Annotated in this window: 25 protein-coding genes; 7 read left to right on the forward strand and 18 right to left on the reverse strand. The window is 67.8% G+C overall.

Annotation, left to right across the window (positions count from 1 at the left end; genetic code table 11):
• The first annotated feature begins 25 nt into the window (after nt 1-25).
• Complete coding sequence (gene trmL, locus ACVK00_RS12645; RefSeq protein ID WP_006752065.1) at nt 26-496, forward strand: tRNA (uridine(34)/cytosine(34)/5-carboxymethylaminomethyluridine(34)-2'-O)-methyltransferase TrmL; 471 nt, start codon at nt 26-28, stop codon at nt 494-496.
• A gap of 22 nt (nt 497-518) precedes the next feature.
• On the opposite strand, the gene ACVK00_RS12650 is transcribed toward trmL, so the two are convergent.
• The 5 genes from ACVK00_RS12650 to ACVK00_RS12670 form a co-directional block, all read right to left on the reverse strand.
• Entirely contained in the window at nt 519-1,043 is a 525-nt protein-coding gene (locus ACVK00_RS12650; RefSeq protein ID WP_228905806.1) for an O-acetyl-ADP-ribose deacetylase, read from the reverse strand.
• A gap of 106 nt (nt 1,044-1,149) precedes the next feature.
• Entirely contained in the window at nt 1,150-2,148 is a 999-nt protein-coding gene (locus ACVK00_RS12655) for an NAD(P)H-dependent glycerol-3-phosphate dehydrogenase (protein WP_228905807.1), read from the reverse strand.
• A gap of 26 nt (nt 2,149-2,174) precedes the next feature.
• Nucleotides 2,175-2,657, reverse strand: a complete 483-nt coding sequence (gene secB, locus ACVK00_RS12660) for a protein-export chaperone SecB (protein ID WP_014895954.1) — start codon at nt 2,655-2,657, stop codon at nt 2,175-2,177.
• Between the two features lie 107 nt (nt 2,658-2,764).
• Nucleotides 2,765-3,025 carry a glutaredoxin 3 gene (gene grxC, locus ACVK00_RS12665; RefSeq protein ID WP_057926482.1) on the reverse strand — a complete coding sequence of 87 codons (261 nt, stop codon included), beginning with the start codon at nt 3,023-3,025 and terminating at the stop codon, nt 2,765-2,767.
• Complete coding sequence (locus tag ACVK00_RS12670) at nt 3,022-3,444, reverse strand: rhodanese-like domain-containing protein (protein ID WP_012364774.1); 423 nt, start codon at nt 3,442-3,444, stop codon at nt 3,022-3,024. The genes grxC and ACVK00_RS12670 overlap by 4 nt, the downstream gene beginning before the upstream one ends.
• Nucleotides 3,445-3,581: 137 nt before the next feature.
• Here ACVK00_RS12670 and gpmA point away from each other — a divergent pair, with 137 nt between their 5' ends.
• The 3 genes from gpmA to ACVK00_RS12685 all read left to right on the forward strand — a co-directional run bounded on the left by gpmA (nt 3,582) and on the right by ACVK00_RS12685 (nt 7,000).
• The gene (gene gpmA / locus ACVK00_RS12675) at nt 3,582-4,328 is read left to right on the forward strand and encodes a 2,3-diphosphoglycerate-dependent phosphoglycerate mutase (RefSeq protein WP_166725796.1); all 747 of its coding nucleotides are present in this window, start codon (nt 3,582-3,584) and stop codon (nt 4,326-4,328) included.
• A gap of 273 nt (nt 4,329-4,601) precedes the next feature.
• Nucleotides 4,602-6,143, forward strand: a complete 1,542-nt coding sequence (locus tag ACVK00_RS12680) for a S41 family peptidase (RefSeq protein WP_228905809.1) — start codon at nt 4,602-4,604, stop codon at nt 6,141-6,143.
• A gap of 104 nt (nt 6,144-6,247) precedes the next feature.
• The gene (locus ACVK00_RS12685; protein WP_228905811.1) at nt 6,248-7,000 is read left to right on the forward strand and encodes a HesA/MoeB/ThiF family protein; all 753 of its coding nucleotides are present in this window, start codon (nt 6,248-6,250) and stop codon (nt 6,998-7,000) included.
• 80 nt (nt 7,001-7,080) lie between these two features.
• On the opposite strand, the gene ptsP is transcribed toward ACVK00_RS12685, so the two are convergent.
• The 7 genes from ptsP to ACVK00_RS12720 form a co-directional block, all read right to left on the reverse strand.
• Nucleotides 7,081-8,856 carry a phosphoenolpyruvate--protein phosphotransferase gene (ptsP, locus tag ACVK00_RS12690; protein ID WP_228905814.1) on the reverse strand — a complete coding sequence of 592 codons (1,776 nt, stop codon included), beginning with the start codon at nt 8,854-8,856 and terminating at the stop codon, nt 7,081-7,083.
• A 201-nt stretch (nt 8,857-9,057) separates the two neighbouring features.
• A complete protein-coding gene (locus ACVK00_RS12695) occupies nt 9,058-9,327 on the reverse strand; it encodes an HPr family phosphocarrier protein (RefSeq protein ID WP_006752075.1) in 270 nt (89 codons plus the stop codon).
• A 74-nt stretch (nt 9,328-9,401) separates the two neighbouring features.
• Complete coding sequence (locus ACVK00_RS12700) at nt 9,402-9,872, reverse strand: PTS sugar transporter subunit IIA (RefSeq protein WP_006752076.1); 471 nt, start codon at nt 9,870-9,872, stop codon at nt 9,402-9,404.
• A gap of 231 nt (nt 9,873-10,103) precedes the next feature.
• Entirely contained in the window at nt 10,104-11,060 is a 957-nt protein-coding gene (gshB, locus tag ACVK00_RS12705) for a glutathione synthase (RefSeq protein WP_354122868.1), read from the reverse strand.
• A gap of 25 nt (nt 11,061-11,085) precedes the next feature.
• Entirely contained in the window at nt 11,086-12,375 is a 1,290-nt protein-coding gene (gene gshA / locus ACVK00_RS12710; protein WP_044848231.1) for a glutamate--cysteine ligase, read from the reverse strand.
• A gap of 242 nt (nt 12,376-12,617) precedes the next feature.
• Nucleotides 12,618-14,126, reverse strand: a complete 1,509-nt coding sequence (locus ACVK00_RS12715; RefSeq protein WP_284894612.1) for an ammonium transporter — start codon at nt 14,124-14,126, stop codon at nt 12,618-12,620.
• Between the two features lie 33 nt (nt 14,127-14,159).
• Nucleotides 14,160-14,498: a P-II family nitrogen regulator gene (locus ACVK00_RS12720; RefSeq protein ID WP_006398175.1), complete on the reverse strand. Its 339-nt coding sequence runs from the start codon at nt 14,496-14,498 to the stop codon at nt 14,160-14,162.
• 356 nt (nt 14,499-14,854) lie between these two features.
• On the opposite strand from ACVK00_RS12720, the gene ACVK00_RS12725 reads away from it, so the two are divergent.
• Nucleotides 14,855-15,106 (forward strand): accessory factor UbiK family protein, encoded by a 252-nt coding sequence (locus ACVK00_RS12725; RefSeq protein WP_006489451.1) that lies wholly within the window; start codon nt 14,855-14,857, stop codon nt 15,104-15,106.
• Nucleotides 15,107-15,355: 249 nt separating this feature from the next.
• Entirely contained in the window at nt 15,356-16,978 is a 1,623-nt protein-coding gene (locus ACVK00_RS12730; protein WP_354122869.1) for a YifB family Mg chelatase-like AAA ATPase, read from the forward strand.
• A gap of 333 nt (nt 16,979-17,311) precedes the next feature.
• Here ACVK00_RS12730 and ACVK00_RS12735 read toward each other — a convergent pair whose 3' ends face one another.
• Nucleotides 17,312-17,884 carry a hypothetical protein gene (locus ACVK00_RS12735; protein WP_228905821.1) on the reverse strand — a complete coding sequence of 191 codons (573 nt, stop codon included), beginning with the start codon at nt 17,882-17,884 and terminating at the stop codon, nt 17,312-17,314.
• Between the two features lie 160 nt (nt 17,885-18,044).
• Between ACVK00_RS12735 and ACVK00_RS12740 the strand changes: the two genes are divergently transcribed.
• Entirely contained in the window at nt 18,045-18,581 is a 537-nt protein-coding gene (locus ACVK00_RS12740) for a TlpA disulfide reductase family protein (RefSeq protein ID WP_228905823.1), read from the forward strand.
• Between the two features lie 81 nt (nt 18,582-18,662).
• Here the strand turns inward: ACVK00_RS12740 and ACVK00_RS12745 are convergent, their stop codons facing one another.
• The 5 genes from ACVK00_RS12745 to ACVK00_RS12765 all read right to left on the reverse strand — a co-directional run bounded on the left by ACVK00_RS12745 (nt 18,663) and on the right by ACVK00_RS12765 (nt 25,769).
• A complete protein-coding gene (locus tag ACVK00_RS12745) occupies nt 18,663-20,018 on the reverse strand; it encodes a sigma-54-dependent transcriptional regulator (RefSeq protein ID WP_228905830.1) in 1,356 nt (451 codons plus the stop codon).
• Between the two features lie 81 nt (nt 20,019-20,099).
• Nucleotides 20,100-22,118 carry a sensor histidine kinase gene (locus tag ACVK00_RS12750; RefSeq protein WP_354122870.1) on the reverse strand — a complete coding sequence of 673 codons (2,019 nt, stop codon included), beginning with the start codon at nt 22,116-22,118 and terminating at the stop codon, nt 20,100-20,102.
• 4 nt (nt 22,119-22,122) lie between these two features.
• Nucleotides 22,123-23,412, reverse strand: a complete 1,290-nt coding sequence (locus ACVK00_RS12755) for a dicarboxylate/amino acid:cation symporter (protein WP_228905836.1) — start codon at nt 23,410-23,412, stop codon at nt 22,123-22,125.
• Between the two features lie 354 nt (nt 23,413-23,766).
• Nucleotides 23,767-25,452 carry a cation acetate symporter gene (locus ACVK00_RS12760; RefSeq protein ID WP_284894419.1) on the reverse strand — a complete coding sequence of 562 codons (1,686 nt, stop codon included), beginning with the start codon at nt 25,450-25,452 and terminating at the stop codon, nt 23,767-23,769.
• An 11-nt stretch (nt 25,453-25,463) separates the two neighbouring features.
• Nucleotides 25,464-25,769 (reverse strand): DUF485 domain-containing protein, encoded by a 306-nt coding sequence (locus ACVK00_RS12765; RefSeq protein ID WP_006754805.1) that lies wholly within the window; start codon nt 25,767-25,769, stop codon nt 25,464-25,466.
• Nucleotides 25,770-25,820: the final 51 nt, after the last annotated feature.

Raw genomic sequence — 25,820 nt, forward strand, 5'->3', positions numbered from 1 at the left:
CCGGCCGGCCCAGCCAGACCCAACCATGTTCAACGTCATCCTCGTCGCTCCCGAAATTCCGCCGAACACCGGCAACGTGATCCGCCTGTGCGCCAACACCGGCGCGCGCCTGCACCTGATCGAGCCGCTCGGCTTTCCGCTCGACGACGCGAAGATGCGCCGCGCGGGCCTCGACTATCACGAGTACGCGGAAATGCGCGTGCACCGCGACTGGGATGCGTTCGTCGCGGCCGAAGCGCCCGATCCCGCGCGAATGTTCGCGTTCACGACCCGCGGTTCGGGCCGCTTCCATGACCACGCGTTCGTGCCGGGCGACTGGTTCGTGTTCGGCTCGGAAACGCGCGGCCTGCCGGCCGACGTGCTCGAGCGCTTCCCGAACGAACAGCGCGTGCGCCTGCCGATGCGGCCGGGCAATCGCAGCCTGAACCTGTCGAACACGGTGGCGGTGGTCGTGTTCGAGGCGTGGCGCCAAGCCGGCTTCGAAGGCGGCGCCTGACACGCCCGCCCGGCCGCCCGCGCTAGATGCGCGCGAGCCGCGCGCGATACAGGTCGTATATGTCGGAGGAAAAACACGCGAACACCACGCGTGTGAGGTTCGGCGCCTGCGGCAGCATGTCGGCGACCGTGCCGACCGCGATGTCGACGGCCTCGTCGGCCGGATAGCGGTATATGCCGCAGCTGATCGCCGGGAATGCGATCGATGTCGCCGCAACCTCTTCGGCCAGCTCGATCGCGCGCCGGTAACACGCGGCGAGCAGGTCGGGCTCGCCGCGCCCGCCGCCGTGCCACACCGGGCCGACCGCATGAATCACGTACCGCGCCGGCAGCCCGTGGCCGCGCGTGAGCTTCGCGTCGCCGGTCGCGCAGCCGCCAAGCGTGCGGCACTCGGCCAGCAGGCCCGGGCCGGCCGCGCGATGGATCGCGCCGTCGACACCGCCGCCGCCGAGCAGCGAACCGTTCGCGGCGTTGACGATCGCGTCGACGTCGAGCGTCGTGATGTCGACGCGTTGCGCGTCGAGCGTGGTGGAACCGATCCGCAGCATGACACCCTCCCGAAATGCCGGAGACTGTTCAAGCGTAGTGCGCTTTGGCGCCGCCCGCTTTGCGCGAGCGCGCCCGGCCGCAAGAAATCGGCGCGCTTCGTCGGTGTTATTCGGCGCGCGCGTCGCGCCGCAGCAGGCCGCTGACCGCATCGCGCGGCGCGACGCCGTCGAACAGCACGCCGCACACGGCTTCGGTGATCGGCATTTCGATCGATTGCGCGCGCGCGAGCGCGAGCACGGCCTGCGCGCAGCGCACGCCTTCGGCCACGTGGCCGAGCGCACCGAGGATGTCGTTCAGCGAGCGGCCGGCCGCCAGTTGCAGGCCGACCGTGCGATTGCGCGACAGGTCGCCCGTCGCGGTGAGGATCAGGTCGCCGAGGCCCGTGAGGCCCGTGAAGGTTTCCGCGCGGCCGCCGAGCGCGACGCCGAGGCGCGACATTTCCGCGAGGCCGCGCGTGACCAGCGCGGCGCGCGCGTTCAGCCCGAGCCCGAGCCCGTCGGCGATGCCGGTCGCGATCGCCAGCACGTTCTTCACCGCGCCGCCAACCTCGACGCCGACCACGTCGTCACCCGTATAGATCCGCATCGCGCCGTGATGGAACGCGGCGAGCGTACGCTCACGGCATTCGGCGGACGCGCTCGCGACCGTCAGCGCGACGGGCAGCGCAAGCCCGACCTCGCGGGCGAAACTCGGCCCCGACAGCACGCCATTGCTGTGCTGCCCCGGCAATTCGGCCGCGATCACCTGATGCGGCAGCAGATGCGTATCGGCCTCGAAACCCTTGCAGACCCACACGACATGCGCGGGCACGCAGCCCGCGTCGCGCATCGCACCGAACAGCGTGCGCAGGCCGGCCACCGGCGCGGCGATCACGCACAGCGCGTCGTCAGCGGCGCCGTGCGCGAGCGCGGCGCCGAGATCGGCGTCGTAGCGCAGCGCATCGGGCAGCGCGATGCCGTCCAGATAGCGGGAATTTTCGTGCCGGGCCTGCAGCCCGGCGATCAGCGCGGCGTCGCGCGCCCAGAGAAGCGTGTCGTGCCGCGCGGCCAGATGGCCCGCGAGCGCGGTGCCCCAGGCACCGGCGCCGAGAACGGCTACTTTCATACCCAGCACCGGTCCGGAGTGAAACGTCAGTTCAGCGTCGTGCCGTTCGGCGCGCCTGCTGCGCCGGCCTGCTGCTGCTGAAGCTGCGCGAGACGCTGCTCGTACAGCGCCTGGAAGTTGATTTCCGCCAGGTGGATCGGCGGGAAGCCCGCACGCGTGATCGCGTCGGCGATGTTCGAGCGCAGGTACGGGAACAGGATCGTCGGGCAAGCGATGCCGACGAGCGGGTCGAGCTGTTCGTCGGGAATGTTGCGAATGTCGAAAATGCCGGCCTGCTTCGCTTCGATCAGGAACGCGACCTTGTCCTTCACCTTCGCGGTGACGGTGCCCGACACGACGACTTCGAACACGCTTTCCGCCAGGCGCTCGGCCTTCACGTCGACTTCGACTTCAACCGACGGCATGTCCTGCTCGAGGAAGATCGCCGGCGAATTCGGCTGCTCGAGCGACATATCCTTCAGGTAGACGCGCTGGATGTTGAAGAACGGTTGATTTTCGACGTCGGACATGGTGTTTCCCTAAAAGTGGTGACGGGGCGGCCCGGCTTCACGCCGGCCGCCTCGGTTGAATCCTGTGCGCCCAAGCCGCGGCGCGGCCGGCGGCCATTCTGCCCTAATCAGGCTGCTTGCAGAAGCGGCAACAGGCCGCCCTCGCGGTCGAGCTTCGACAGATCGTCGTAACCGCCGACGTGCGTGTCGCCGATATAGATCTGCGGCACCGTGCGGCGGCCCGTGCGCGACATCATTTCCTCGCGGCGGGTCGGATCGCGGTCGATCAGCACCTTCTCGATCTGCTCGACGCCGCGCAGCTTCAGCAGGCGCTCGGCCTGAATGCAATACGGACACACCTGGGTGCTGTACATCAAAACCTTGCTCACTTCGCCACTCCTTGTTTGACGACCGGCATCCCGGCCTGCTGCCACGCGGCCACGCCGCCCTCGAGCACGTGCACCTCGGCATAGCCTGCCGCCTGGACCTCGCGCGCCGCCTTCTGCGACTGCTGGCCGTTCTGGCAGACGAGCAACACGGGGGTGCTCTTGTTTTTAGCGACCTGCGCAATTTTCGCGCCGATCTCGCCGGCGGCGACCTGACGCGCCGACGGCAGGTGGCCGGCAGCGAAGTCGGTCGCCGCCCGCAGGTCGATCACGACCGCGTTGCGGCGATTGATGAGCTGCGTCGCCTCCGCGGCCGACAGGCCGCCGCGGCCGCGACGCAGCGCGGGCCACGCAAGCAGGCCGCCGGAAACCAGCAGGATGGCGATAAGGGCCAGGTTCGTGTAATTGGTGAAGAACGTCACGGAATTCCGCCGGAAAAAGAGAAATCGGAAAAGGACAATCCCGCCATTATAAAATAACCGTCTTGCGCGATGGCGGACCCGGGACTGGGTACCGCGCGACGCGCCCCGCTTCCCTATCACTACCGACCGCAAGATCCATGTACAAACTCGTTCTCATCCGCCACGGCGAATCGACGTGGAACAAGGAAAACCGCTTCACCGGCTGGGTCGACGTCGACCTGACCGAACAGGGTCGCAACGAAGCCTACCAGGCCGGCGAATTGCTCAAGGAGGCCGGCTACACGTTCGACATCGCGTATACGTCGGTGCTCAAGCGCGCGATCCGCACGCTGTGGCACGTGCAGGACCGGATGGACCTGATGTACCTGCCGGTCGTCCACTCGTGGCGCCTGAACGAGCGCCACTACGGCGCGCTGTCGGGCCTGAACAAGGCGGAAACGGCCGCCAAGTTCGGCGACGACCAGGTGCTCGTGTGGCGCCGCAGCTACGACACGCCGCCGCCCGCGCTCGAGCCGACCGACGAACGCGCGCCGTTCAACGACCCGCGCTACGCGAAGGTGCCGCGCGAGCAGCTGCCGCTCACCGAGTGCCTGAAGGACACGGTCGCGCGCGTGCTGCCGCTGTGGAACGAATCGATCGCGCCGGCCGTCCGCGCCGGCAAGCAGGTGCTGATCGCCGCGCACGGCAACTCGCTGCGCGCGCTGATCAAGTACCTCGACGGCATCTCGGACAGCGACATCGTCGGCCTGAACATCCCGAACGGCGTGCCGCTCGTGTATGAACTCGACGAAGACCTGAAGCCGATCCAGCACTACTACCTGGGCGACCAGGACGCGATCGCCAAGGCGCAGGCCGCCGTCGCGAAGCAGGGCAAGGCGGGCTGACGCCCGTCACGCCGGGCCGGCCGCGTCGCGCGCGACCGGTCCGGCCCGCCCCGGCGCGCGGCGCGAACCTTCGCAGCCCCGATGCTGTCGAATCCGCTTTCGAATCCGCTGCGCGTCCGGCGGCGCCCGGCCAGGGCCCGGGGGCCCTGGGCCTCGGGACCGCTGGGCCTGGACCATTTCCGCAGCGTTCCACTGAGTATTCGGACGAACAGTTATACTTGTCCGCTACATCCCCGCTACCGCCACGCGCTTCCCGACCGCACCAGACTCTCTATGCGAATGAAATTGAAGAACATCGGCCTGATTGCCGCGGGCCTCGCCACGGGCGTGTTCGCCACGCTGCAGGTTTCGGCGTCGGCCGAGCAAACCGCCACGGCGCCGCTTCCCCTCGACCAGCTCCGCCTGTTCGCGGAAGTGTTCGGCCAGATCAAACGCGAGTACGTCGAGCCGGTCGACGACAAGAAGCTGCTGACGGCGGCGATCAAGGGCATGGTGTCGAGCCTCGACCCGCATTCGTCGTTCCTCGACAAGACCGACTATGACGAGCTGCAGGAGCAGACCAAGGGTCGCTTCGCGGGTCTCGGCATCGAGATCTCGCAGGAAGACGGCCTCGTCAAGGTGATCTCGCCGATCGAGGATACCCCCGCGTTCCGCGCCGGCATCCGTCCGGGCGACCTGATCACGCGCATCAACGACAAGCCGGTGCGCGGCATGACGCTCGACAAGGCCGTCAAGCAGATGCGCGGCGAGCCGGGCACCAAGGTCACGCTGACGATCTTCCGCAAGAGCGACGACCGCACGTTCCCGGTCACGGTCACGCGCGCGGTCATCCGCGTGCAGAGCGTGAAGATGAAACTGCTCGACCCGGGCTACGCGTACATCCGGATCACGAGCTTCCAGGAGCGCACGACGCCCGATCTCGCCGCGAAGCTGCAGGACATCGCACGCCAGCAGCCGAACCTGAAGGGCCTGATCGTCGACCTGCGCAACAACGGCGGCGGCCTGCTGCAGAGCGCGGTCGGCGTCGCCGGCGCGTTCCTGCCGCCCGACTCCGTCGTCGTGTCGACCAACGGCCAGATCCCGGATTCGAAGCAGGTCTACCGCGACACCTATGACAACTACCGCCTGCCGTCCTTCGACGGCGATCCGCTGAAGAACCTGCCGCCGGTCTTCAAGACCGTGCCGATGATCGTGCTGACGAACGCGTACTCGGCGTCTGCGTCGGAAATCGTCGCCGGCGCGCTGCAGGATTCGAAGCGCGCGCAGATCATGGGCAAGACGACGTTCGGCAAGGGCTCGGTGCAGACGGTTCGTCCGATGACGGCCGACACCGCGCTGCGCCTGACGACCGCCTACTACTACACGCCGAGCGGCCGTTCGATCCAGAACAAGGGCATCACGCCCGACGTGCCGGTCGATCAGTACGCGGACGGCGATCCGGACGACGTGCTCGTGACGCGCGAGGTCGACTACACGAACCACCTCGCGAACACGCAGGACCCGAACGAGAAGAAGGAACAGGAAGAGCGCGAGCAGCGCCGGATGGACCAACTGCGCGTCCTCGAAGAGCAGAACGACAAGAAGACGCCGGAGCAACGCCAGAAGGACCGCGATCGCAAGCCGATCGAGTTCGGCAGCGCCGACGACTTCATGATGCAGCAGGCGCTCAACAAGCTCGAAGGCAAGCCGGTGCAGGAATCGAAGTCGCGCCTCGCCGAGAGCACGACGAAGAGCCCGGCCACCAAGGCCGCGACGCCCACGAAGGCGTCGGGCGCGAAGGCCGCCGCACCGAAGCCCGCGTCGGCACCGCAGTAAGCGCCGGCCGGCATCCGACGGGCCATCGCGGGAAGACCGCGATGGCCCGTTTTTCATGCGCGCCTAAAATAACGCTACGTCCGCCGCCTCGCTCACGACCTCCCATGAACGACGATCAACTCCTTCGCTACTCCCGCCACATCCTCGTCGACGAAATCGGCATCGAGGCGCAGCAGCGCTTCCTCGACGCGCATGCGCTCGTCGTCGGCGCGGGCGGTCTCGGCTCGCCGGCCGCGATGTATCTGGCGGCCTCCGGCGTCGGCACGATCACGCTGGTCGACGCCGACACGGTCGACCTCACGAACCTGCAGCGCCAGATCCTGCACGTGACGGCCTCGGTCGGCCGCAGCAAGGTCGAATCGGGACGCGAAACGCTCGCGCGGCTGAACCCGGAAGTGACCGTGCATGCGGTCGCGGCGCGCGTCGACGATGCGTGGCTCGACGAACACGTGCCGCGGGCGAGCGTCGTGCTCGACTGCACCGACAACTTCGCGACGCGCCATGCGATCAACCGCGCGTGCGTCGCGCACGGCGTGCCGCTCGTGTCGGGCGCCGCGCTGCGCTTCGACGGCCAGATCAGCACGTTCGACTTCCGCGACCCGGCCGCGCCCTGCTACGCGTGCGTGTTTCCGGAAGACCAGCCGTTCGAGGAAGTCGCGTGCGCGACGATGGGCGTGTTCGCGCCGACGGTCGGGATCATCGGCGCGATGCAGGCCGCCGAAGCGCTGCGCGTGATCGGCGCGATCGGCACGACGCTCAACGGCCGGCTGATGATGCTCGATTCGCTGCGGATGGAATGGACCACGATGAAGATCGCGCGCCAGGCCGACTGCCCCGTGTGCCAGGGCCGGCACTGACGCGCGCGAGCATGCGCCGAACGGCGCATGCGTGAGGTTTCACGACTTTCGCGGCGGTTTCACGGCGCGGCCCGCGTCGCCTAGGCGGCCGCGTCGTCCGCGCGCGGTTCCGCGACCGCCAGGCGCTTGAGCGCCGCCTGCACTTCCTCGGGCTCGAACGCGGCCAGCACGTCGGCCGTCGGCTTCTCGAGCGCCTTCAGGTGCGCGCGCAGGATCTCCTGCTTCACGACCAGCAACTGGCTCGGGTGCATCGAGAACTCGGTGAGCCCCATCCCGAGCAACAGGCGCGTGAGCGCCGGATCGCCCGCCATCTCCCCGCACACCGACACCGACACGCCGGCGCGCTTCGCTTCGCGCAGCGTATAGGCGATCAGATGCAGCACCGCCGGATGCAGCGGGTCGTACAGGTGCGCGACCGCGTTGTCCGCACGGTCGATCGCGAGCGTGTACTGGATCAGGTCGTTGGTGCCGATCGACAGGAAGTCGAAGCGCTTCAGGAACAGCGGCAGCGCGATCGCCGCAGCCGGGATCTCGATCATCGCGCCGAGGCGCACGTTCGGATCGTATGCGAGCCCCGCGTCGTCGAGCTGGCGCTTCGCCTCGCGGATCAGGTCGAGCGTCTGGTCGATCTCCTGCGCGTGCGCGAGCATCGGGATCAGGATCTTCACCTGCCCGAACGCGGACGCGCGCAGGATCGCGCGCAGCTGCGTGAGGAACATCTGCGGCTCGGACAGGCTCCAGCGGATCGCACGCAGGCCGAGCGCGGGGTTCGGCGCCGTCTCGTAGCCTTCGTCGAGCGCCTCCAGCGGCTTGTCCGCGCCGACGTCGATCGTGCGGATCGTCACCGGCATGCCCTTCATCCACTCGACCGCACGCTTGTACGCGGCGAACTGCTCCTCCTCTTCCGGCATCTCCTTCTGATGCATGAACAGGAACTCGGAGCGGAACAGCCCGACGCCGACCGCGCCGGCCTCGACCGCGGCCTTCGCGTCGTCGGGCAGCTCGATGTTCGCGTACAGCTCGATCTTGGTGCCGCACATGGTTTGCGTCGGCGAGAACTTCAGGCGCTGCAGCTTGCGCTGCTCGAGCAGCTTCTCGGACTGGCGGTACGAATATTCCTCGAGGACGATCGGCGCCGGATCGACGATCACGATCCCCTGGTCGCCGTCGACGATGATCAGGTCGTCCTGGCGGATCAGCGCACTCGCATGCTGGACGCCGACCGCGGCCGGAATGCCGAGGCTGCGCGCGACGATCGCCGTGTGCGACGTGCGCCCGCCGAGATCGGTGACGAACGCCTGGAACGACTGCGACTTGAACTGCATCATGTCGGCCGGCGCGATGTCGTGCGCGACGACGATCATCTCGTTCTGGCCGCGCGCGGCTGCGCGACCGAGCGCCTGCGACGCGGACGGCGCGCCGGCGAGCGCCTTCAGCACACGCTCGACCACCTGTTCGATGTCGGCCTTGCGCTCGCGCAGGTATTCATCCTCGATGTCGTCGAAGTGGCGCGTGAGCAGCTCGAGCTGCTCGGTCAGCGCCCATTCGACGTTGTAGCGGCGCGTGCGCACCAGGTCGATGGTTTCCTGCACGAGCATCGCGTCGCTCAGGATCATCGCGTGCACGTCGATGAACGCGCCCACTTCGCTCGGGGTGTCGTCGGTCAGGTCGGCGCGCAGCGCCTCGAGTTCGCGATGCACGACTTCGCGCGCCGTGCGAAAACGCTCGACCTCGGCGTCGATCTGGTTCGCCTCGATCAGGTAATGGACGACGTCGAGCGCCGCCGGCGCGATCAGATACGCTCGCCCGATCGCGATACCACGTGAGACGGGAATGCCATGCAGCGTGAAGGACACGCGCACCTCCTCTGTACAAGTAAAGCCGCGGCACACCGCTGCGATGCGCTTATGACCCCGGTTAGCGATTATAAATTCCGTACCTCCGTGCTGACTGCATGCACCGCAGCATTGTTCTTTCCGCACCAATTCTCGGGACGAAAAAAATGCCGCGGAAAACGCGGCATTCTGCTCCGAAACGGCAACGATCCCGCGCGGGGATCACTGACCTTCGCCGAATTTGTCCGCGATCAGCTTGAGCAGCGCATCCATCGCTTCGCGCTCGTCGGGACCTTCGGTCTCGATCGTCACCGAGCTGCCGATGCCCGCCGCGAGCATCATCACGCCCATGATGCTTTTCGCGTTGATCTTGCGCCCGTTGCGCGTCATCCAGACTTCCGACTGGAAGTTGCCGGCCAGTTGCGTAAGCTTGGCCGATGCGCGTGCATGGAGCCCCAATTTGTTGACGATGGTGGTTTCTTGTTGAAGCATGATTCTCGGTCGGGTCGGTCGAGGCCGCCGGTGACGTGCGTCGGCGGATCGGTCTAAAACGGAAAACGGGTCGGTCAGTGCGATTCGGTGCGAGGTTGCGGCTCGGGCGGAATCGGCGCGCACTGGCCGCAGCCGGCTTCGGTCGGCGGCGGCGGCGTGCCGGCCGCCACTTCATGGACGCCCTTCGCGCCGCCGGACAGCGCCTTGTCGACGAGCTTGTCGAGCGGCACGGTACGGTAGCAGACGGCTCGCACCAGCATCGGCAGGTTTACGCCCGCCAACACGCGCACGTTGTCGAGCTTCGCGAGCTGGCCCGCGATGTTCGCGGGCGTCGCGCCGTACATGTCGGTCAGCACGACGACGCCGTTCTCTTCCCTGAGCCGCGCGAGCTCCGCATGCGCGAACGCCATCACCTGGGTGGGGTCGCTGTCCGCCAGCACGTCGATACAGCCGATGCGCGCGGGCACGCCGCCGTAGATGTGCGCGATGCAGTCCCGCAACGCGGTGGCGAGCGGCGCGTGCGCGATGATCAGAATCCCGGCCATGTCAGACCGCCTCCGGCCGCCCCTGGCGGGCCGACGCCTCGCGGCGGGGCCACGAGCATAGCGAGTGTGGGAATCGTTTCATGTTCAGCCTTGCAACGGTTTCGGCCCGACCGCCGGGCCTTCGGCGCGCTGGTCGCGGCACCGGGCAAGCGGGCATTGTAGCAGGCCGGTCGAACCGCTCCGGCGACGGGGGGCCTGCGCGGCCGCCGCCGGAATTGCGCGCGAAGCGGGCTACGCGGCCGCCCGCTCCAGCGCGTCGATGAACATCGCGGCGACGTCGAAACCCGTCTGCTCCATGATTTCGCGGAAGCACGTCGGGCTCGTCACGTTCACCTCGGTCAGCCAGTCGCCGATCGCGTCGAGCCCGACCAGCAGCAGCCCGCGCGCGGCGAGCACCGGCCCGAGCGTCGCGGCGATCTCGCGGTCGTGCGGCGTCAGCGGCTGCGCGACGCCCAGCCCGCCCGCGGCGAGATTGCCGCGCACCTCGCTGCCCTGCGGGATCCGCGCGAGCGAATATGGCACCGGCTCGCCCGCGATCAGCAGGATGCGCTTGTCGCCGGCCGTGATCTCGGGGATGAACTTCTGAATCATCAGCGAGCGCGTGCCGTCATGGCCGAGCATCTCGATGATTGCGCCGAGATTCATCCCGTCGGCCTTCACGCGGAACACACCCATCCCGCCCATCCCGTCGAGCGGCTTCACGATCACGTCGCCGTGCGCGGCGTGGAACGCACGCAAGCGCGCGGTGTCGCGCGTGACGAGCGTCGGCGCGACGAACTGCGGAAACTCGCCGATCGCGAGCTTCTCCGAATGATCGCGGATCGACTGAGGCTTGTTGAACACGCGTGCGCCTGCACGCTCGGCCAGCTCGAGCATCCAGGTCGCCGTCACGTACTCCATGTCGAACGGCGGATCCTTGCGCATCAGTACCGCGCCGAACGACGTCATCTGACGCGATTCATGGGCGCCTGCCTCGTACCACGGATGGCGATGCAGGTCGGTCGTGTCGCCGACGATCGTCACGCGCTGCACGTCCGCCTCGACGCCCGAGCCCGTCCACGCGAGCTGGTGCGGCTGGCATGTGTAGATCGCATGCCCGCGCCGCGCGGCCTCCGCCATCATCGCGTAGGTCGAATCCTTGTAGATCTTGAAGCGCTCGAGCGGGTCGGCGATAAAGAGAATGTCCATGCGGGTCCTGTACGTAGCGAAGCCGTTACACCTGGATGGCTTCGGGATCGGTCTTTTCCAGTTCGATCGACGACGCGATCAGCGACAGGCGCGCGACGACGCCGTACATGTAGAAGCGGTTCGGCGGCGCGGCGCCCGGCTTGGCGCCGGCATCCGGCAGCGCGGTGTGCTCGAAGCCGAGCGGCACGTAGTGCATGCCCGGCGCGTTCAGGTTCTGGTCGCGCTCGCGGCCGCCGTGCGTGCGGTAGAAGCCGCCGACCACGTAGCGGTCGATCATGTACACGACCGGCTCCGCGACTTCGTCGCCGACGCGCTCGAACGTATAGACGCCTTCCTGCACGATCACGTCGCGCACCGCGAGGCCGGCCTTCGACTCGGCCATCTGCGCGCGCTCGGCCTTCGACATGCGGCCGATCTCGGCCGCGTCGTGCACGGTCATCACGCCGCGCCCGGCAGTGCCCGCGTCGGCCTTCACGACGACGTACGGCTTTTCGCTGATCCCGTATTCGCGGTACTTGCGCGCGATCTTCTTCAGCACGCCGTCGATCGCGTCGGCGAGCGCCTGCTCGCCTTCATGCGCCTGCCAGTCGACGCCTTCGACGTGCGCGAAATACGGATTCACCATCCACGGATCGACGCCGACCATCTTCGCGAACTTCTTCGCGACGTCGTCGTAGCACGAGAAGTGCGTCGACTTGCGGCGCACGGCCCAGCCCGCGTGCAGCGGCGGCAGCAGGTACTGCTCGTGCAGGTTTTCCAGCACGGCGGGAATCCCGGCCGACAGGTCGTTGTTCAGCAGGATCGAGCACGGATCGAAATTCTTCAGCCCGAGGCGGCGCTGCGAACGCTCGAGCGGTTCGAGCACGATCTTCTGGCCGTCGGCCAGCGTGATCGGCGTCATGTCGGTGATGCTCGGATCGAGCGAGCCGAAGCGCACGTTCAGGCCGGCCTGGCGCATGATCGTCGCGAGCCGCGCGACGTTTTCCAGGTAGAACGCGTTGCGGGTCGGCAGCTCGGGAATCACGAGCAGGTTCTTCGCGTCCGGGCAGATCTTCTCGATCGCGGCCATCGCGGCCTGGACGGCGAGCGGCAGCACTTCGGACGGCAGATTATTGAATGCGCCGGGGAACAGGTTCGCGTCGACGGGCGCCAGCTTGAAGCCGGCGTTGCGCAGGTCCACCGAACAATAGAACGGCGGGGTGTGTTCCTGCCATTCGAGCCTGAACCAGCGTTCGATCGCAGGCGTCGCGTCGAGGATCTTCTGCTCGAGTTCGAGCAGCGGACCGTTCAACGCGGTAACGAGGTGGGGAACCATGAATCACTCGCGAGCGGGAGAATGAAGATTGTAGAGCAATTGCTTTGCCCATTTGGGGATTGTTCCCGGCTTCACAAGGATTTGGAGGAAGTTTTCGGCTATTGACCCGATAGGTCGAAGGGTTATGCGCTGCGGCGGCAGGAGGCAGGAGAAAAAAACGCCCGCCGGGTGGCGGGCCGAAATCGCTGCGCTCATTCGGGGCGGGCGCCGTCTGCGCGGCGGCCCGCCGTCATCCGTACGACTTATTCGACGTGCTCGCCGTGCAGCACCACGTCGAGGCCTTCGCGCTCTTCCTCTTCGCTCACGCGCAGGCCGATCGTCAGGTCGATCAGCTTCAGCAGCACGAAGCTCAGCACGCCGCTGTACACCAGCGTGATCAGCACGCCCTTCGCCTGCAGCAGCAGGCTGCCGTCGAAACCGCCGATGTCCTTGACCGCGAACACGCCGGTCAGCAGTGCGCCGAGCACCCCGCCCACGCCGTGCACGCCGAACGCGTCGAGCGAATCGTCGTAGCCGAGCTTCGACTTGAGCCACGTCGCCGACCAGTAGCACACGACGCCTGCCGCGATGCCGATCACGAGCGCACCCGGCACACCGACGAAGCCGGCCGCCGGCGTGATCGCGACGAGACCCGCGACCGCACCCGACACGATGCCGAGCACCGACGGCTTGCCGTGCGTGAGCCACTCGGCAAACATCCAGCCGAGCGCCGCGCAGGCCGTCGCGATTTGCGTCGTCAGCATCGCGAAGCCGGCACGGCCATCGGCCGCGACCGCGGAACCCGCGTTGAAGCCGAACCAGCCGACCCACAGCATCGAGCCGCCGATCATCGTCAGCACGAGGTTGTGCGGCGCCATCGATTCACGGCCGAAGCCGACGCGCTTGCCGAGCATCAGGCACGACACGAGGCCCGCGATACCGGCGTTGATGTGCACCACCGTGCCGCCCGCGAAGTCGAGCACGCCGTCCGCCGACAGCCAGCCGGTCGGCTCCCACACCATGTGCGCGATCGGCACGTAGACGATCAGCGACCAGAGCGTCATGAACACGAGCATCGCCGAGAACTTCATCCGGTCGGCGAACGCGCCGCAGATCAGCGCCGGCGTGATGATCGCGAACGTCATCTGGTAGACGAAGTAGACCGATTCCGGAATCGTCGTCGCCAGGTGGCTGACGGTCAGCGTGGTCGCCTTGTCGCCCTTCACGTAGGTCATCCCGTGCAGGAACACGCGCGACAGGCCGCCGATGAAGCCGTTGCCCGGCGTGAACGCGAGGCTGTAGCCGACCACCGTCCACAGCACCGTGATCACCGCGGTGATCGCGAAGCTCTGCATCACGGTCGCGAGCACGTTCTTCTTGCGGACCATGCCCGCGTAGAACAGCGCGAGGCCGGGGATCGTCATGAACAGCACGAGCGCGGTGGACGTCAGCATCCACGCGGTGTCGCCGGCGCTGATCTTCGACGAATCGACGGAGAACGGCGCGGTCGGCGCGGCGGGTGCGGCCGGCGCGGACGCAGCCGCGGCAGCCGATGCGTCGGCGGCCGACGCGGGGGCGGCGGCAGCGGCAGGCGCCGATGCCTCGGTGGCGGCCGGGGCCGAAGCGGCCGAAGCGGCTGCCGTTGCATCGGACGCCATTGCGGCGGGCGCGGACGCAGCCGCGGCCGAGGCCGCGTCGTCGGCGAGCGCGGGGCCGACACCGGCCGCGATCAGCGAGCCGGCCATCAGCAGGGACATCAGAAGTTTGCGCATCTCGGGTTTCCTCTTGTTGCTTGTCTTTGTCTGTTACAGCGCGTCTGCGCCGGTCTCCCCGGTCCGGATCCGGATCACTTGCTCGATCGGCGTGACGAAAATCTTCCCGTCGCCGATCTTGCCGGTGCGCGCGGCCCGCTCGATCGCTTCCACCGCCTGGTCGACGAGATCGTCGGACACGGCCGCCTCGATCTTCATCTTCGGCAGGAAATCGACCACGTATTCGGCGCCGCGGTACAGCTCGGTGTGCCCCTTCTGGCGCCCGAACCCCTTCACCTCCGTCACCGTGATGCCCGAGACGCCGAGCGCGGAGAGCGCTTCGCGCGTCTCATCGAGCTTGAACGGCTTGATGATTGCGGTAATCAGTTTCATGAAGTCCTCTCGCTGGGTGGTCCCGTCGAATTGGTTGGAATGGTGTGACGGTCTCTTCCCAGCAACTCGCATGCCATGTTTGCGCGAGGACCGTCTCGAACGGCTCCGAAAGGGGGGCGCATCACCCGCTGAAAGGTGCGGAAGCCCGGCCGAACGGTCAACGTGGGCCCGGTTTGCTGGCGCGCCGAAAGGATCGTTGCTAGAGTGCACGCACGTCCCGGTTCACCGGGCCATTCACCCATGCGGGCGCCATGCCCGGAATTCGCGCCACGGGCGCACCATTTCCGGTCATGCGTGCATCATGGGCACGTACGCAACTGAAGATGCACATTTTTTGTGCAAGGAAGGGAAATCTCATGAAGCAACCCAGCGATGTTTTCAACGACCTGCAGTCGCGCGTCAGCGACCTGCTGAAAAACTCGCCGGCCAAGGATGTCGAGCGCAACGTGAAGGCCATGCTGTCGCAAGGCTTCTCGAAACTCGATCTCGTCACGCGCGAGGAGTTCGACACGCAGGCACAGGTGCTCGCCCGCACCCGCGTGCGTCTCGAGGAACTCGAAAAGCGCGTCGCGGAACTCGAGCAGAAGCTCGCAGCGCCCCAGGCCTGACGCCCCCTGACCGACCGGTCCGGGCGCGGGCCGCCTCGTGCGGCCCGCGCCTGCCCCCTGCAAGTCAGCCAGTCAGCAAGCCGTTCCGTCGTTCTTCGCAGTCCCCCCGCTCTTCGCTGTTCCTCGCTCTTCGTAGTTCCTCGTTCTTTCCCGCGCCACGCCGGCAAGCGCGCACCGATTCCTCCGATTCCCGCGGCATGCGGCCCTGAACGGCCGTTGCCCGTCCGATTCATTTACAGGAGCCTCGCCATGTCGCTCGCCGTGGTGCGCAGTCGCGCGCCGGCGGCCGGCCGCGCGCCGGACGTCACCGTCGAAGTCCATCTTGCCAACGGGTTGCCGTCGTTCTCGATCGTCGGCCTGCCCGATCTCGAAGTCCGCGAAAGCCGCGAGCGCGTACGCGCCGCGCTGCAGAACTGCGGATTCGAATTCCCCGTGCGCCGCATCACGGTCAACCTCGCACCGGCCGACCTGCCCAAGGAGTCGGGCCGATTCGACCTGCCGATCGCGCTCGGCATCCTCGCCGCCAACGGCCAGATCCCGGCCGACGCGCTGGCCGGCCGCGAATTCGCGGGCGAGCTGTCGCTGACCGGCGCGCTGCGGCCGATGCGCGGCGCGTTCGCGATGGCGTGCGGCGCGGCACGCGACTGGCGCGCGGGTGAAACCGGATCGGGCATCGGTTCCGGCGCTCGGCCCGGCACAATGTCCGGCGCGACGTCCGGCGCAATGTCCGGCCCGGCGGCCGCGTCGCGCCCGCCCGAGCTGTACCTGCCGCTCGACAGCGCCGCCGAGGCCGCGCTCGTGCCGGGCGTCACGGTATTCGGCGCGCCCGATCTGCCCGCGCTGTGCGCGCACCTCGCCGGTGCGCCGGACGCGCGGCTCGCGCCGGTCGCGGCGCCCTGCCTCGACGGCGAGCCGGCGCCGGCCGCCCCCGATCTCGCGGACGTCATCGGCCAGCGCGGCGCCCGGCGCGCGCTCGAAGTGGCCGCCGCGGGCGGACACCACATGCTGATGATCGGGCCGCCCGGCGCCGGCAAGTCGATGCTGGCCGCGCGGCTGCCAGGCCTCCTGCCGCCGCTGACCGACGACGAGGCGCTGACGTCGGCCGCGCTCCTTTCCGCCAGCCGCATCGGCTTCTCGCCCGCGCAGTGGCGGCGGCGGCCGTTCCGCTCGCCGCATCATTCGTCGAGCGCCGCCGCGCTGGTAGGCGGCCGCAATCCGCCGCAGCCGGGCGAGATCACGCTCGCGCACCTCGGCGTGCTGTTTCTCGACGAGCTGCCCGAATTCGACCGGCACGTGCTGGAAATGCTGCGCGAGCCGCTGGAAGTCGGCCGCATCACGATCTCGCGCGCGGCGCAGCAGGCCGATTTCCCCGCCGCGTGCCAGCTGATCGCCGCGATGAATCCGTGCCCGTGCGGCTGGCACGGCGATCCGTCCGGGCGCTGCCGCTGCTCGCCGGACGTCGCCTCACGCTACCTGCGCAAGCTGTCGGGGCCGCTGCTCGACCGGATCGACATCCAGATCGACCTGCCCGCGCTGTCGCCGGCCGAACTCGCCGCGCGCGCGACGGCGCACGGCGAATCGAGCGCCACGGTCGCCGCACGGGTCGCCCAGGCGCGCACGCTGCAGTTCGAACGGCAGGGCAAGACGAATCACATGCTGAGCGGTCGCGAGACCGACGACCTGTGCCGCCCGACCGACGACGGCGAGCGGCTGCTGCGCGAGGCCGGCGAGCGCTTCGGCTGGTCGGCGCGCGCGTATTTCCGCGTGCTGAAGGTCGCGCGGACGATCGCCGACCTGGCCGGCGACCCGTTGCCGACGGCCGCGCAGATCGCCGAGGCGATCCGCTACCGGCGCGCGCTCACGGCGCTATAAGCGCCATCGGAGGACAAAATGCGGCTGTCAAGACTTGACTTATGCACAATTTCGCGAATCTGGCCCCGGATCGCCGCCCGCGAGCGTCTTGTCACCGCGAAATTCGTATCCCATTGTTTCGATTGATTTTTCTCAAAGGGCGCGGAAGTTGCCGAATGTACCGGAAGGCCGTCCGGCGCGGCTTTGCGCGAGATTCGCCCAACTTTTCAACAAAGTTATCCACATGCGCTGTGGATAGCTGAAAAATCCCCGCAAAATCCGGAGATTAGCGTCGAAAGCTGCGAATGAACTTTCAGTTGTCACCGCGTGTCATAGCGCCCTCGCCGACCGGTGTCAGTCCAGTTTGAACGAGCCGAAAAACTGGTCGAGCTGTTCCTGCGCGAGCGGCCCGTCGGCGATCACGACGGCCTGATACGCATGCCGGCCGCGCGCCACGAGCCGCGCAACGATCGTCTTGTGCGCGTGATCGCCGCCGCTGGCCGCGCCCGCGACCCGCAGCTCGAGCCCGTTCACCGCGCCGCCGGCCGCGAGCGGCACCGGCACCGAGGCCGTCCGCGGCGCGCCTTCGAGATTGCGCGACAGCCCGGCGCGCAGGAACTCGAGCGCCGCGCGGCGCGTGTCGTCGCGGTCGTCCGGCAGCGTCAGCGTGCCGACCGCGAATACCGCGCCGTCGACGTGCGCGGCCTGCATCCGCATCGGCATCGATGCGCCGCCGACCGCGACCGGGTGGTCCTCGACGGTCGGTTTCGCCGGCAGGTCGATCGTATAGCCGGCGTCGTTGTGCAACGTGCGCCAGTCATAGGATGGCGAGCACGCGGCCAGCGCGGCGCTCACGCACGCGAGCGCGGCGAAGTGTCGCAGCGGACGAAAAAGGGGACGCAACGAATCGATGACTTCCTTCGGCATGGCGGGGATCGAACAGGCAAAACGGCCATTATCCGCCAAGGCTGACACCGGGGATCCGTGGCGGCCGCCGGTGCGTGCCGCGCATTCGCGCTAAAATGAGCGCCGAATTTCGACGTCCTTTGCATCGACCCGCGTCATCGACCGACTCCGAGAGCACCAGATGAACACCACGCCTTCCGCCCAGCGCCGCACCGGCCCCGCCCGCTATATCGTCGCGGCGGTTGTCGTCGCGGCCATTGCCGTTGCCGGCTTCTTTGCGTTCAACGGCAAGTCCAGCGTGCCGGACGCCACGTTCACGCTGCTGTCGGGCCAGAAGGTGTCGACGGCCGGCGACCTGAAGGGCAAGGTCTACCTCGTCAACTTCTGGGCGACGAGCTGCGCGACCTGCATGCAGGAAATGCCGCAGATGGTCGAGACCTACAATCGCTTCAAGGGTCAGGGGCTGGAATTCGTCGCGGTGGCGATGAACTACGATCCGCCGATGTACGTCGCGAACTATGCGCAGACGCGCCAGCTGCCGTTCAAGGTCGCACTCGACGACGGCAGCGTCGCGAAGCAGTTCGGCAACGTGCAGCTCACGCCGACGACCTTCGTCGTCGACAAGAATGGCAAGATCCTGAAGCGCTACGTCGGCGCACCGCAGTTCGCGGAACTCGACGCGCTGCTCAAGAAGGCGCTCGACAGCAACGCGGCCTGAGCGCCGCCACTCGATTCTCCGCTCGCAGGGTGCACGCAGCCCTGCTCCGCACAACGGACCGCACTGCGGTCCGTTCGTTTTTCAGCGCTCGGTTTCGCCTTTCGCCGACAGCCCGTAGCGCTTCATCTTCTCGTATAGCGTCGCCTTGCCGACATGCAGCCGGTCGGCCGTCGCCGCGACCGCGCCGCCCGTCTGGTTCAGCGCCTGCGCAATCACCGCGCGCTCGAACTGCTCGATGCGCTCCTTCAGCGTCTGGTCGCTCTCGGCATCGTCGCCGTTCGCGCCCGCTTCCTGCGGCATGTCGGCGACGCCGAGCACGAAGCGGTCCGCCGCGTTGCGCAGCTCGCGCACGTTGCCGGGCCAGTCGCGCTGCATCAGGCTCGCGCGCTGCCGGTCGGTCAGCACGGGGGCCGGCCGCCCGTAGCGCACGGCCGCGTCGAGCATGAAGTGCTCGAACAGCGGCACGATGTCCTCGCGGCGCTCGGCGAGCGGCGGCAGCGCGATCGTCACGACGTTGAGCCGGTACAGCAGGTCGCGCCGGAACGTGCCGGCCGCGACGAGCTCGCTCATGTCGCCCTTCGCGGCCGCGACGACGCGGCAGTTCACGCGAATCGGCTGGTTCGAGCCGAGCCGCTCAAGCACACCGTCCTGCAGCACGCGCAGCAGCTTCACCTGCAGCGCGAGCGGCATGCTTTCGATTTCGTCGAGAAACAGCGTGCCGCCGGATGCATATTCGAGCTTGCCGACGCGGCGCTTCGCGGCCCCCGTAAACGCGCCGGGCTCGTAGCCGAACATCTCCGACTCGAACATCGGCTCGGGCAGCGCGCCGCAGTTCACCGCGATGAACGGCTTGTCGCGACGCGGCGACAGCTCGTGCAGGCTGCGCGCGATCAGCTCCTTGCCGGCGCCCGTGTCGCCGTTGATCAGCACCGATGCGTCGGTGGGCGCGACGTTCGCGATCAGCTTGCGCACCTGTTCGATCGCCGGGCTGCGGCCGATGATGCGCGGCGCGACGATATTCTGCCCGGCCAGCTCGCGCCGCAGCGCATGGTTCTCGAGCACGAGTTCGCGCCGCTCGAGCGCGCGACGCACGGTCTCGATCAGCCGTTCGGCCGCGAACGGCTTTTCGATGAAGTCGTACGCGCCGTCGCGCATCGCCTGCACGGCCATCGAGATGTCGCCGTGGCCGGTGACGAGGATCACCGGCACGTCGGGCACGCGCTCGCGGCACTGCGCGAGCAGGTCGAGCCCGCTCGCGCCGGGCAGCCGGATGTCGCTGACGATCACGCCGGCGGTTTCCGCGACGACCGCCTTGTCGGCCGCCTCGGCCGATTCGAACCCGACGACGTCGAACCCCGCGAGCTGGAGGCTCTGCACGCTCGCCCGGCGAACGAGCGCATCGTCTTCGATATAGATCACTTGCAGCCGGTTGGCCATCGTAGTCACTTGCTCCTGACACGCCGCGCGGCGGGAAGCGCGCGCGGCTCTCGTTGATGCCGGTCGTGCGGCGAACGGGTCCTAGCGCGAGCCGGCCGGCTCGGACAGGGAGTCCGGATGATGCGTGCGCGTGCGCCGCAGCGTCAAGACGAACAGCGCGCCGCCGGACGGCGCATTGCGCGCGGTCAGCGCGCCGCCCGCGTCGCTCGCGATCGACGACGAGATCGCGAGGCCGAGCCCGAGCCCGCGCCCCATTTCCTTGGTCGTGAAGAACGGTTCGAACAGGCGCGGCAGCAGGTCGGGCGCGATGCCCGGGCCGTTGTCGCGCACCTCGACCGCCAGCGTCGCGACCGACACCGCGATCGTCACTTCGATCGCCGGCGCCGCGACACCCGCGACCGCGTCGAGCGCGTTACCGAGCAGGTTGATCAGCACCTGTTCGAGGCGCAAGTCCTCGCAGCGGGCGACGAGGTCCGGATAATCGCGCGCGAGGTCGAGCGGCGCATCCTGCGCGGGCGACACGGTCGCATCCTGCAGCGTCAGCGTGAGCGCGACGCCGCGCAGCCGGTCGCCGAGCAGCGACAGCACGCTGCGCAGCGCGCGCACGACCAGCGCCTGTTCGTTGCGCGGCTTCGCGCGGCCGACGAACAGCTTCAGCTGGTTGGTGATCTTGCCCATCCGCTCGGTCAGCGCGGCGATCGCCTCGAGGTTCTCGCGCGCGGCCGCCTGCTCGCCGCGATCGAGCAGCACGCGCGTGTTGTCCGAGAAGCTGCGCAATGCCGCGAGCGGCTGATTCAGTTCGTGCGTGATGCCGGCCGCCATCTGGCCGAGCGCGGCGAGCTTGCTCGCCTGGATCAGTTCGTCGTGCGCGGCGCGCAATTCCTGTTCCGCGCGGATCCGGTCGCCGACTTCCTTCTGCAATTGCTCGTTCGCTTCCGACAGGTCGGCCGTGCGTTCCTCGACGCGCCGGTTCAGCTCCGCATAGGCCTGCTGCAGCAGCGCGCGGCCGCGGATCATCTCGCGCACGCGAGCGCGGCGCATGCGCCAGTAGAACGCGAGCAACGCAACCGACACGAAGCCGAAGCCCGTGACGATGGTCGCGTTGCGCGCATCGGCGTCGATCGGTGCGATCGGCGCGAGCGTGACGAGCAGCCAGTCGGGTTCGCCGATCCGCCGCTTGCTGGCCAGGAAGCGCGGTGCGCGCAGGCCCGGGCCGAGGCGCACGATCTCCGCGTCCGCGCCGAGCACCTGCTCGACGCGCAGCGGCAGCGGCGTGACGGGCTGCTGCGCGTACTGACGCGTCTCGTAGATCGACGCGGCGACGGGCCCCGTCAACGGATGCAGCGTGTGGTATTTCCATGCGGGCACGGACGACAGGAACACGACGCCGTGATCGTCCGCGACGACGAGCGGTTCGGACGCATCGGCGCCCTGGAACCATTCGAGATTGAGTTTCACGACGACGACACCCACGATCTTGCCGTCGCGCCGCACCGGCTGCGAGATGTAGTAGCCGGGATCGCGCGAGATCGTGCCGATCCCGAAGAAGCGGCCGACCCGGCCGTTCATCGCGTCGATGAAATACGGGCGGAAGCGGTATTCGATCCCGACGAAGCTGTCGGGCGCGCGCCAGTTGCTGGCGGCGACGCACAGGCCGTCCGCGCCGACCACGTAGGTGACGGTCGCGTGCGCGTGTTCGTTGAGGTCTTCGAGATAACGGTTCGCGCGCCCGGTGAAATCGGTGCGCTTCGGCTCGGCGAGCAGGTCCTGCACGTACGGATGGCTGCCGAGCAGATAAGGCAGCGATTCGTAGCGGTCGAGCGTGCTCTTGAGCGCGTTGGTGGTGCGGTCGACCCGCACCGCGGCGTTGCGCTGCAGCTCGGCGACGCCGCGCCGCCACGTGATGGTCCACGTCAGCGCGCACGCCGCCGCGAGCGCGGCGGCAAGCACGACGAGGATGAGCAGGCGGCGCTTCACGGACGTGACTTCCTGGCGATGCGGATCGCCTATTGTGTCATAGGGCTCCACATCGCCGCCCCGACCGCCCCGGCCGCCGCGCGGCGCGGCGGCCGCGGGCGGTGCCGCCGCCTGCTCGTTCATGGTGTCAGACGCCGGCCGCCTCGGTCGTCTTGACTTCGCCGCCGCCGGTCAGCGCCTGACGCAGCTTGTTGCGGTCGAGCTCCTTCTCCCACGCCGACACGACGACGGTTGCGACACCGTTGCCGACGATGTTGGTCAGCGCACGGCATTCGCTCATGAAGCGGTCGATGCCGAGGATCAGCACCATGCCCGACAGCGGGATCGTCGGCACGACGGCGAGCGTCGCGGCGAGCGTGATGAAGCCTGCACCCGTGACACCGCTCGCGCCCTTCGACGTCAGCATCGCGACCGCGAGCAGCGTGAGCTGCTGCATCCACGTCAGTTCGATGTTGGTCGCCTGCGCGATGAACAGCACGGCCATCGTCATGTAGATGTTGGTGCCGTCGAGGTTGAACGAGTACCCGGTCGGCACGACGAGGCCGACGACCGAACGCGAGCAGCCGGCCTTCTCGAGCTTTTCCATCAGCTGCGGCAGCGCGGCTTCCGACGAGCTCGTGCCGAGCACGATCAGCAGCTCTTCCTTGATGTAGGACACGAAGCGGATGATCGAGAAGCCCGTGACGCGCGCGATCGTGCCGAGCACGACCAGCACGAACACGATCGACGTCAGGTAGAACGTGCCGATCAGCTTGAGCAGCGGCACCAGCGAGCCGACGCCGTACTTGCCGATCGTGAAGGCCATCGCGCCGAACGCGCCGATCGGTGCGAGCTTCGTGACGATGTGCACGATACCGAACAGCACGCGCGTGAGACCGTCGATGAAGTCGGTCACGACCTTGCCGCGCTCGCCGAGGTGCGCGAGCACGCTGCCGAACAGCAGCGCGATCAGCAGGATCTGCAGGATTTCGCCCTGCGCGAAGGCATCGACCATCGTGTTCGGGATGATGTGCAGCAGGAAGTCGACGGTCGACTGACCGTGCGCCTTCGCCGCGTACGATGCGACGGCCTTGCCGTCGAGCGTCGCCGGATCGATGTTGAAGCCGACGCCCGGACGCAGGATGTGCGTGGCCGCGAGGCCCAGCAGCAGCGCGAAGGTCGACACGACTTCGAAGTACAGCAGCGCCTTGCCGCCGACGCGGCCAACCTTCTTCATGTCCTCCATGCCGGCGATGCCGGTCACGACCGTACAGAAGATGATCGGCCCGATCACCATCTTGATCAGCTTGATGAAGCCGTCGCCGAGCGGTTTCATGTCGGTGGCGAGCGCCGGGTAGAAGTGGCCGAGGATCACGCCGATGATGATGGCGAAAATCACCTGCACATAGAGCACTTTGTAGAAGGGTTTCTTCTTCACGATGGTTCCTGCTGAAGTAGATGAGCCGGTGGAAACGGCGTCACGCGCGCAGGCGAATGTCAGGGGAAAGAACCATTCGCCCGCGCGGCTGCCGTGCCGCAACAAGCGATGCCTCAAGACATCCGACAGGGGAGGAAGGCATTGGTCATCGATTGTCTCCTTGGTTTAATAGTCAGGCCGGGGGGACGGCCGTGCTATTCATATCGCAAGGTCGATGCCAGGTTTCCGGAACCCCTCAAGCCGTTGTTTTCATTGTATTTCTCATAATGCGGCAGGCAAGGAAATCCGGGATTCCGGATTTCCGGAAAATATCCGTCCGGCGATCCGGACGGATTCGGCCATTCATCGGACGGATCAGTGCTGCACGGCGCGACTCGCCAGCACGCCCGTCTGCGCATAGAACTCCTGCTGCGCGAACGCGTCGCGCTCGCGCCGCGCGCGCTCGCCGCGGTCCGCGAGCGAGCCGACGACGATCCCGAAGAACGCGAGCGGCACCGACACGAGCGCCGGGTTGTCGAGGAACACCGGCGCATGCGCGTGGTGCAGCACGTCGACCCACACCGACTTCGACAGCACCGTGAGCGCGACCGCCGACGCGAGGCCGAGGCCGCCGCCGAGCACCGCGCCGCGTGTCGTCATCCCGCGCCAGAAGATCGACATCGCGAGCACCGGGAAATTCGCGCTGGCGGCCACCGCCGCGACGAGGCCGACCATGAACGCGACGTTCACGTGCTCGAACAGGATCGACAACGCGATCGCGATCGCCGACAACCCGATCGTCGCCGCGCGCGAGATGCGCATTTCCAGCCGCTCGTCGGGCTTGCCGCGCGCCCACATCTGCGCATACAGGTCGTGCGAGATCGTGGTCGCGCCGGCGAGCGTCAGCCCGGCGACCACCGCGAGGATCGTCGCGAACGTGACGGCCGCGATGAAACCGTAGAACCAGTTGCCGCCGACCGCCTGCGCGAGCTTCACCGCGACCATGTTCGAGCCGCCGAGCAGGTCGTGCGTCAAGTTGAACGTGCCGTTCGCGCCGAGCCGGAAGAATTCCGGATGCTGCGCGAGCAGCACGATCGCCGAAAAGCCGATCACGAAGGTCAGCAAATAGAAGTAGCCGATGAAGCCCGTCGCGTACAGCACCGACTTGCGCGCCTCCTTCGCGTTCGGCACCGTGAAGAAGCGCATCAGGATGTGCGGGAAGCCGGCCGTGCCGAACATCAGCGCGATACCGAGCGACAGCGCGTTGGCCGGATCGCGAATCAGCTTGCCGGGGCCCATGATCGACAGCGCGCCCGGATGCACGGCCACCGCGCGGCGGAACATCTCGTCGACGCTGAAGCCGAATTCCCCGAGCGCGAGCAATACGAGCAGCGTCGCGCCGCACAGCAGCAGCACGGCCTTGATCACCTGCACCCAGGTGGTCGCGGTCATCCCGCCGAAGAACACGTAGACGACCATCAGCACGCCGACGATCAGCTCGGCCGTGCCGTACGACAGCCCGAACAGCAGCTGGATCAGCTTGCCCGCGCCGACCATCTGCACGACCAGGTACAGCACGACGATCGTCAGCGCGTTCGCGGACGTCAGCAGCCGGATCGGCCGCTGCGCGAAGCGGTACGCGACCACGTCGACGAACGTGAACTTGCCGAGATTGCGCAGCGGCTCGGCGATCAGGAACATCACGAACGGCCAGCCGACCAGGAAGCCGATCGAGTAGATCAGCCCGTCGAAGCCGAACATGAACACCATCCCCGAGAGCCCGAGGAACGACGCGGCCGACATGTAGTCGCCCGCGATCGCGAGCCCGTTCTGCAGCCCGGTGATGCCGCCGCCGGCCGTATAGAAGTCGCGCGTCGAGCGCGTGCGGCGCGCGGCCCAGCGCGTGAGCGCGAGCGTCGCGAACACGAACGCGAAGAACATCGCGATCGCGACCGGGTTCAGCTCGACCTTGTCGGGCATCGGGCCCGCGACGGAGGTCGCGTGCGCAGTGGAGGAAACGAGAACGGCCAGCGCGCCGAGCGCGCGCGAAGTGAGTCGCATGGGGGCCTCCATCACGAACGTTGCAGGATCGCGGCGACGCGGCGGTCGAACGCACGGTTCGCACGCAGCACGTACCACGCGGTCAGGCCGATCGCGACCAGGATGATCGCGACGCCCGCGACGATCCCGACCGTGGTCGTCGCGCCGCGGTACAGCGGCGCGGCCAGCACGTGCGGCGCGAGCGCGACGAGCAGGATGAAGCCGTAGTAGGTCGCGATCATCAGCGCCGTCAGCGTGAAGCTGAAGCGGCGCCGCGCACGCACGAGCTGCTGGTAGTCACGGCACGCCGTGACCGATTCGATGACGGAAAGCTCCATGGTGTCTCCTCCTGTCGACCAGAGTTGGCGCTTTAGCGCTTACTCGGGTCC

The organism is Burkholderia sp. PvR073, from assembly GCF_054055695.1.

Excerpts from the sequence above, each read along its gene's own strand:
- ACVK00_RS12685 (WP_228905811.1), top strand. The coding sequence starts at position 6,248 with ATGAACGACGATCAACTCCTTCGCTACTCCCGCCACATCCTCGTCGAC.
- secB (WP_014895954.1), bottom strand. The coding sequence starts at position 2,657 with ATGTCCGACGTCGAAAATCAACCGTTCTTCAACATCCAGCGCGTCTAC.
- gpmA (WP_166725796.1), top strand. The coding sequence starts at position 3,582 with ATGTACAAACTCGTTCTCATCCGCCACGGCGAATCGACGTGGAACAAG.
- ACVK00_RS12765 (WP_006754805.1), bottom strand. The coding sequence starts at position 25,769 with ATGGAGCTTTCCGTCATCGAATCGGTCACGGCGTGCCGTGACTACCAG.
- gshA (WP_044848231.1), bottom strand. The coding sequence starts at position 12,375 with ATGGTTCCCCACCTCGTTACCGCGTTGAACGGTCCGCTGCTCGAACTC.
- ACVK00_RS12725 (WP_006489451.1), top strand. The coding sequence starts at position 14,855 with ATGAAGCAACCCAGCGATGTTTTCAACGACCTGCAGTCGCGCGTCAGC.
- ACVK00_RS12655 (WP_228905807.1), bottom strand. The coding sequence starts at position 2,148 with ATGAAAGTAGCCGTTCTCGGCGCCGGTGCCTGGGGCACCGCGCTCGCG.
- ACVK00_RS12745 (WP_228905830.1), bottom strand. The coding sequence starts at position 20,018 with ATGGCCAACCGGCTGCAAGTGATCTATATCGAAGACGATGCGCTCGTT.
- ACVK00_RS12760 (WP_284894419.1), bottom strand. The coding sequence starts at position 25,452 with ATGCGACTCACTTCGCGCGCGCTCGGCGCGCTGGCCGTTCTCGTTTCC.
- ACVK00_RS12750 (WP_354122870.1), bottom strand. The coding sequence starts at position 22,118 with ATGAACGAGCAGGCGGCGGCACCGCCCGCGGCCGCCGCGCCGCGCGGC.
- ACVK00_RS12720 (WP_006398175.1), bottom strand. The coding sequence starts at position 14,498 with ATGAAACTGATTACCGCAATCATCAAGCCGTTCAAGCTCGATGAGACG.
- ACVK00_RS12715 (WP_284894612.1), bottom strand. The coding sequence starts at position 14,126 with ATGCGCAAACTTCTGATGTCCCTGCTGATGGCCGGCTCGCTGATCGCG.
- ACVK00_RS12680 (WP_228905809.1), top strand. The coding sequence starts at position 4,602 with ATGCGAATGAAATTGAAGAACATCGGCCTGATTGCCGCGGGCCTCGCC.
- ACVK00_RS12700 (WP_006752076.1), bottom strand. The coding sequence starts at position 9,872 with ATGGCCGGGATTCTGATCATCGCGCACGCGCCGCTCGCCACCGCGTTG.
- ACVK00_RS12650 (WP_228905806.1), bottom strand. The coding sequence starts at position 1,043 with ATGCTGCGGATCGGTTCCACCACGCTCGACGCGCAACGCGTCGACATC.
- ACVK00_RS12740 (WP_228905823.1), top strand. The coding sequence starts at position 18,045 with ATGAACACCACGCCTTCCGCCCAGCGCCGCACCGGCCCCGCCCGCTAT.
- ACVK00_RS12730 (WP_354122869.1), top strand. The coding sequence starts at position 15,356 with ATGTCGCTCGCCGTGGTGCGCAGTCGCGCGCCGGCGGCCGGCCGCGCG.
- trmL (WP_006752065.1), top strand. The coding sequence starts at position 26 with ATGTTCAACGTCATCCTCGTCGCTCCCGAAATTCCGCCGAACACCGGC.
- ACVK00_RS12695 (WP_006752075.1), bottom strand. The coding sequence starts at position 9,327 with ATGCTTCAACAAGAAACCACCATCGTCAACAAATTGGGGCTCCATGCA.
- gshB (WP_354122868.1), bottom strand. The coding sequence starts at position 11,060 with ATGGACATTCTCTTTATCGCCGACCCGCTCGAGCGCTTCAAGATCTAC.
- ACVK00_RS12735 (WP_228905821.1), bottom strand. The coding sequence starts at position 17,884 with ATGCCGAAGGAAGTCATCGATTCGTTGCGTCCCCTTTTTCGTCCGCTG.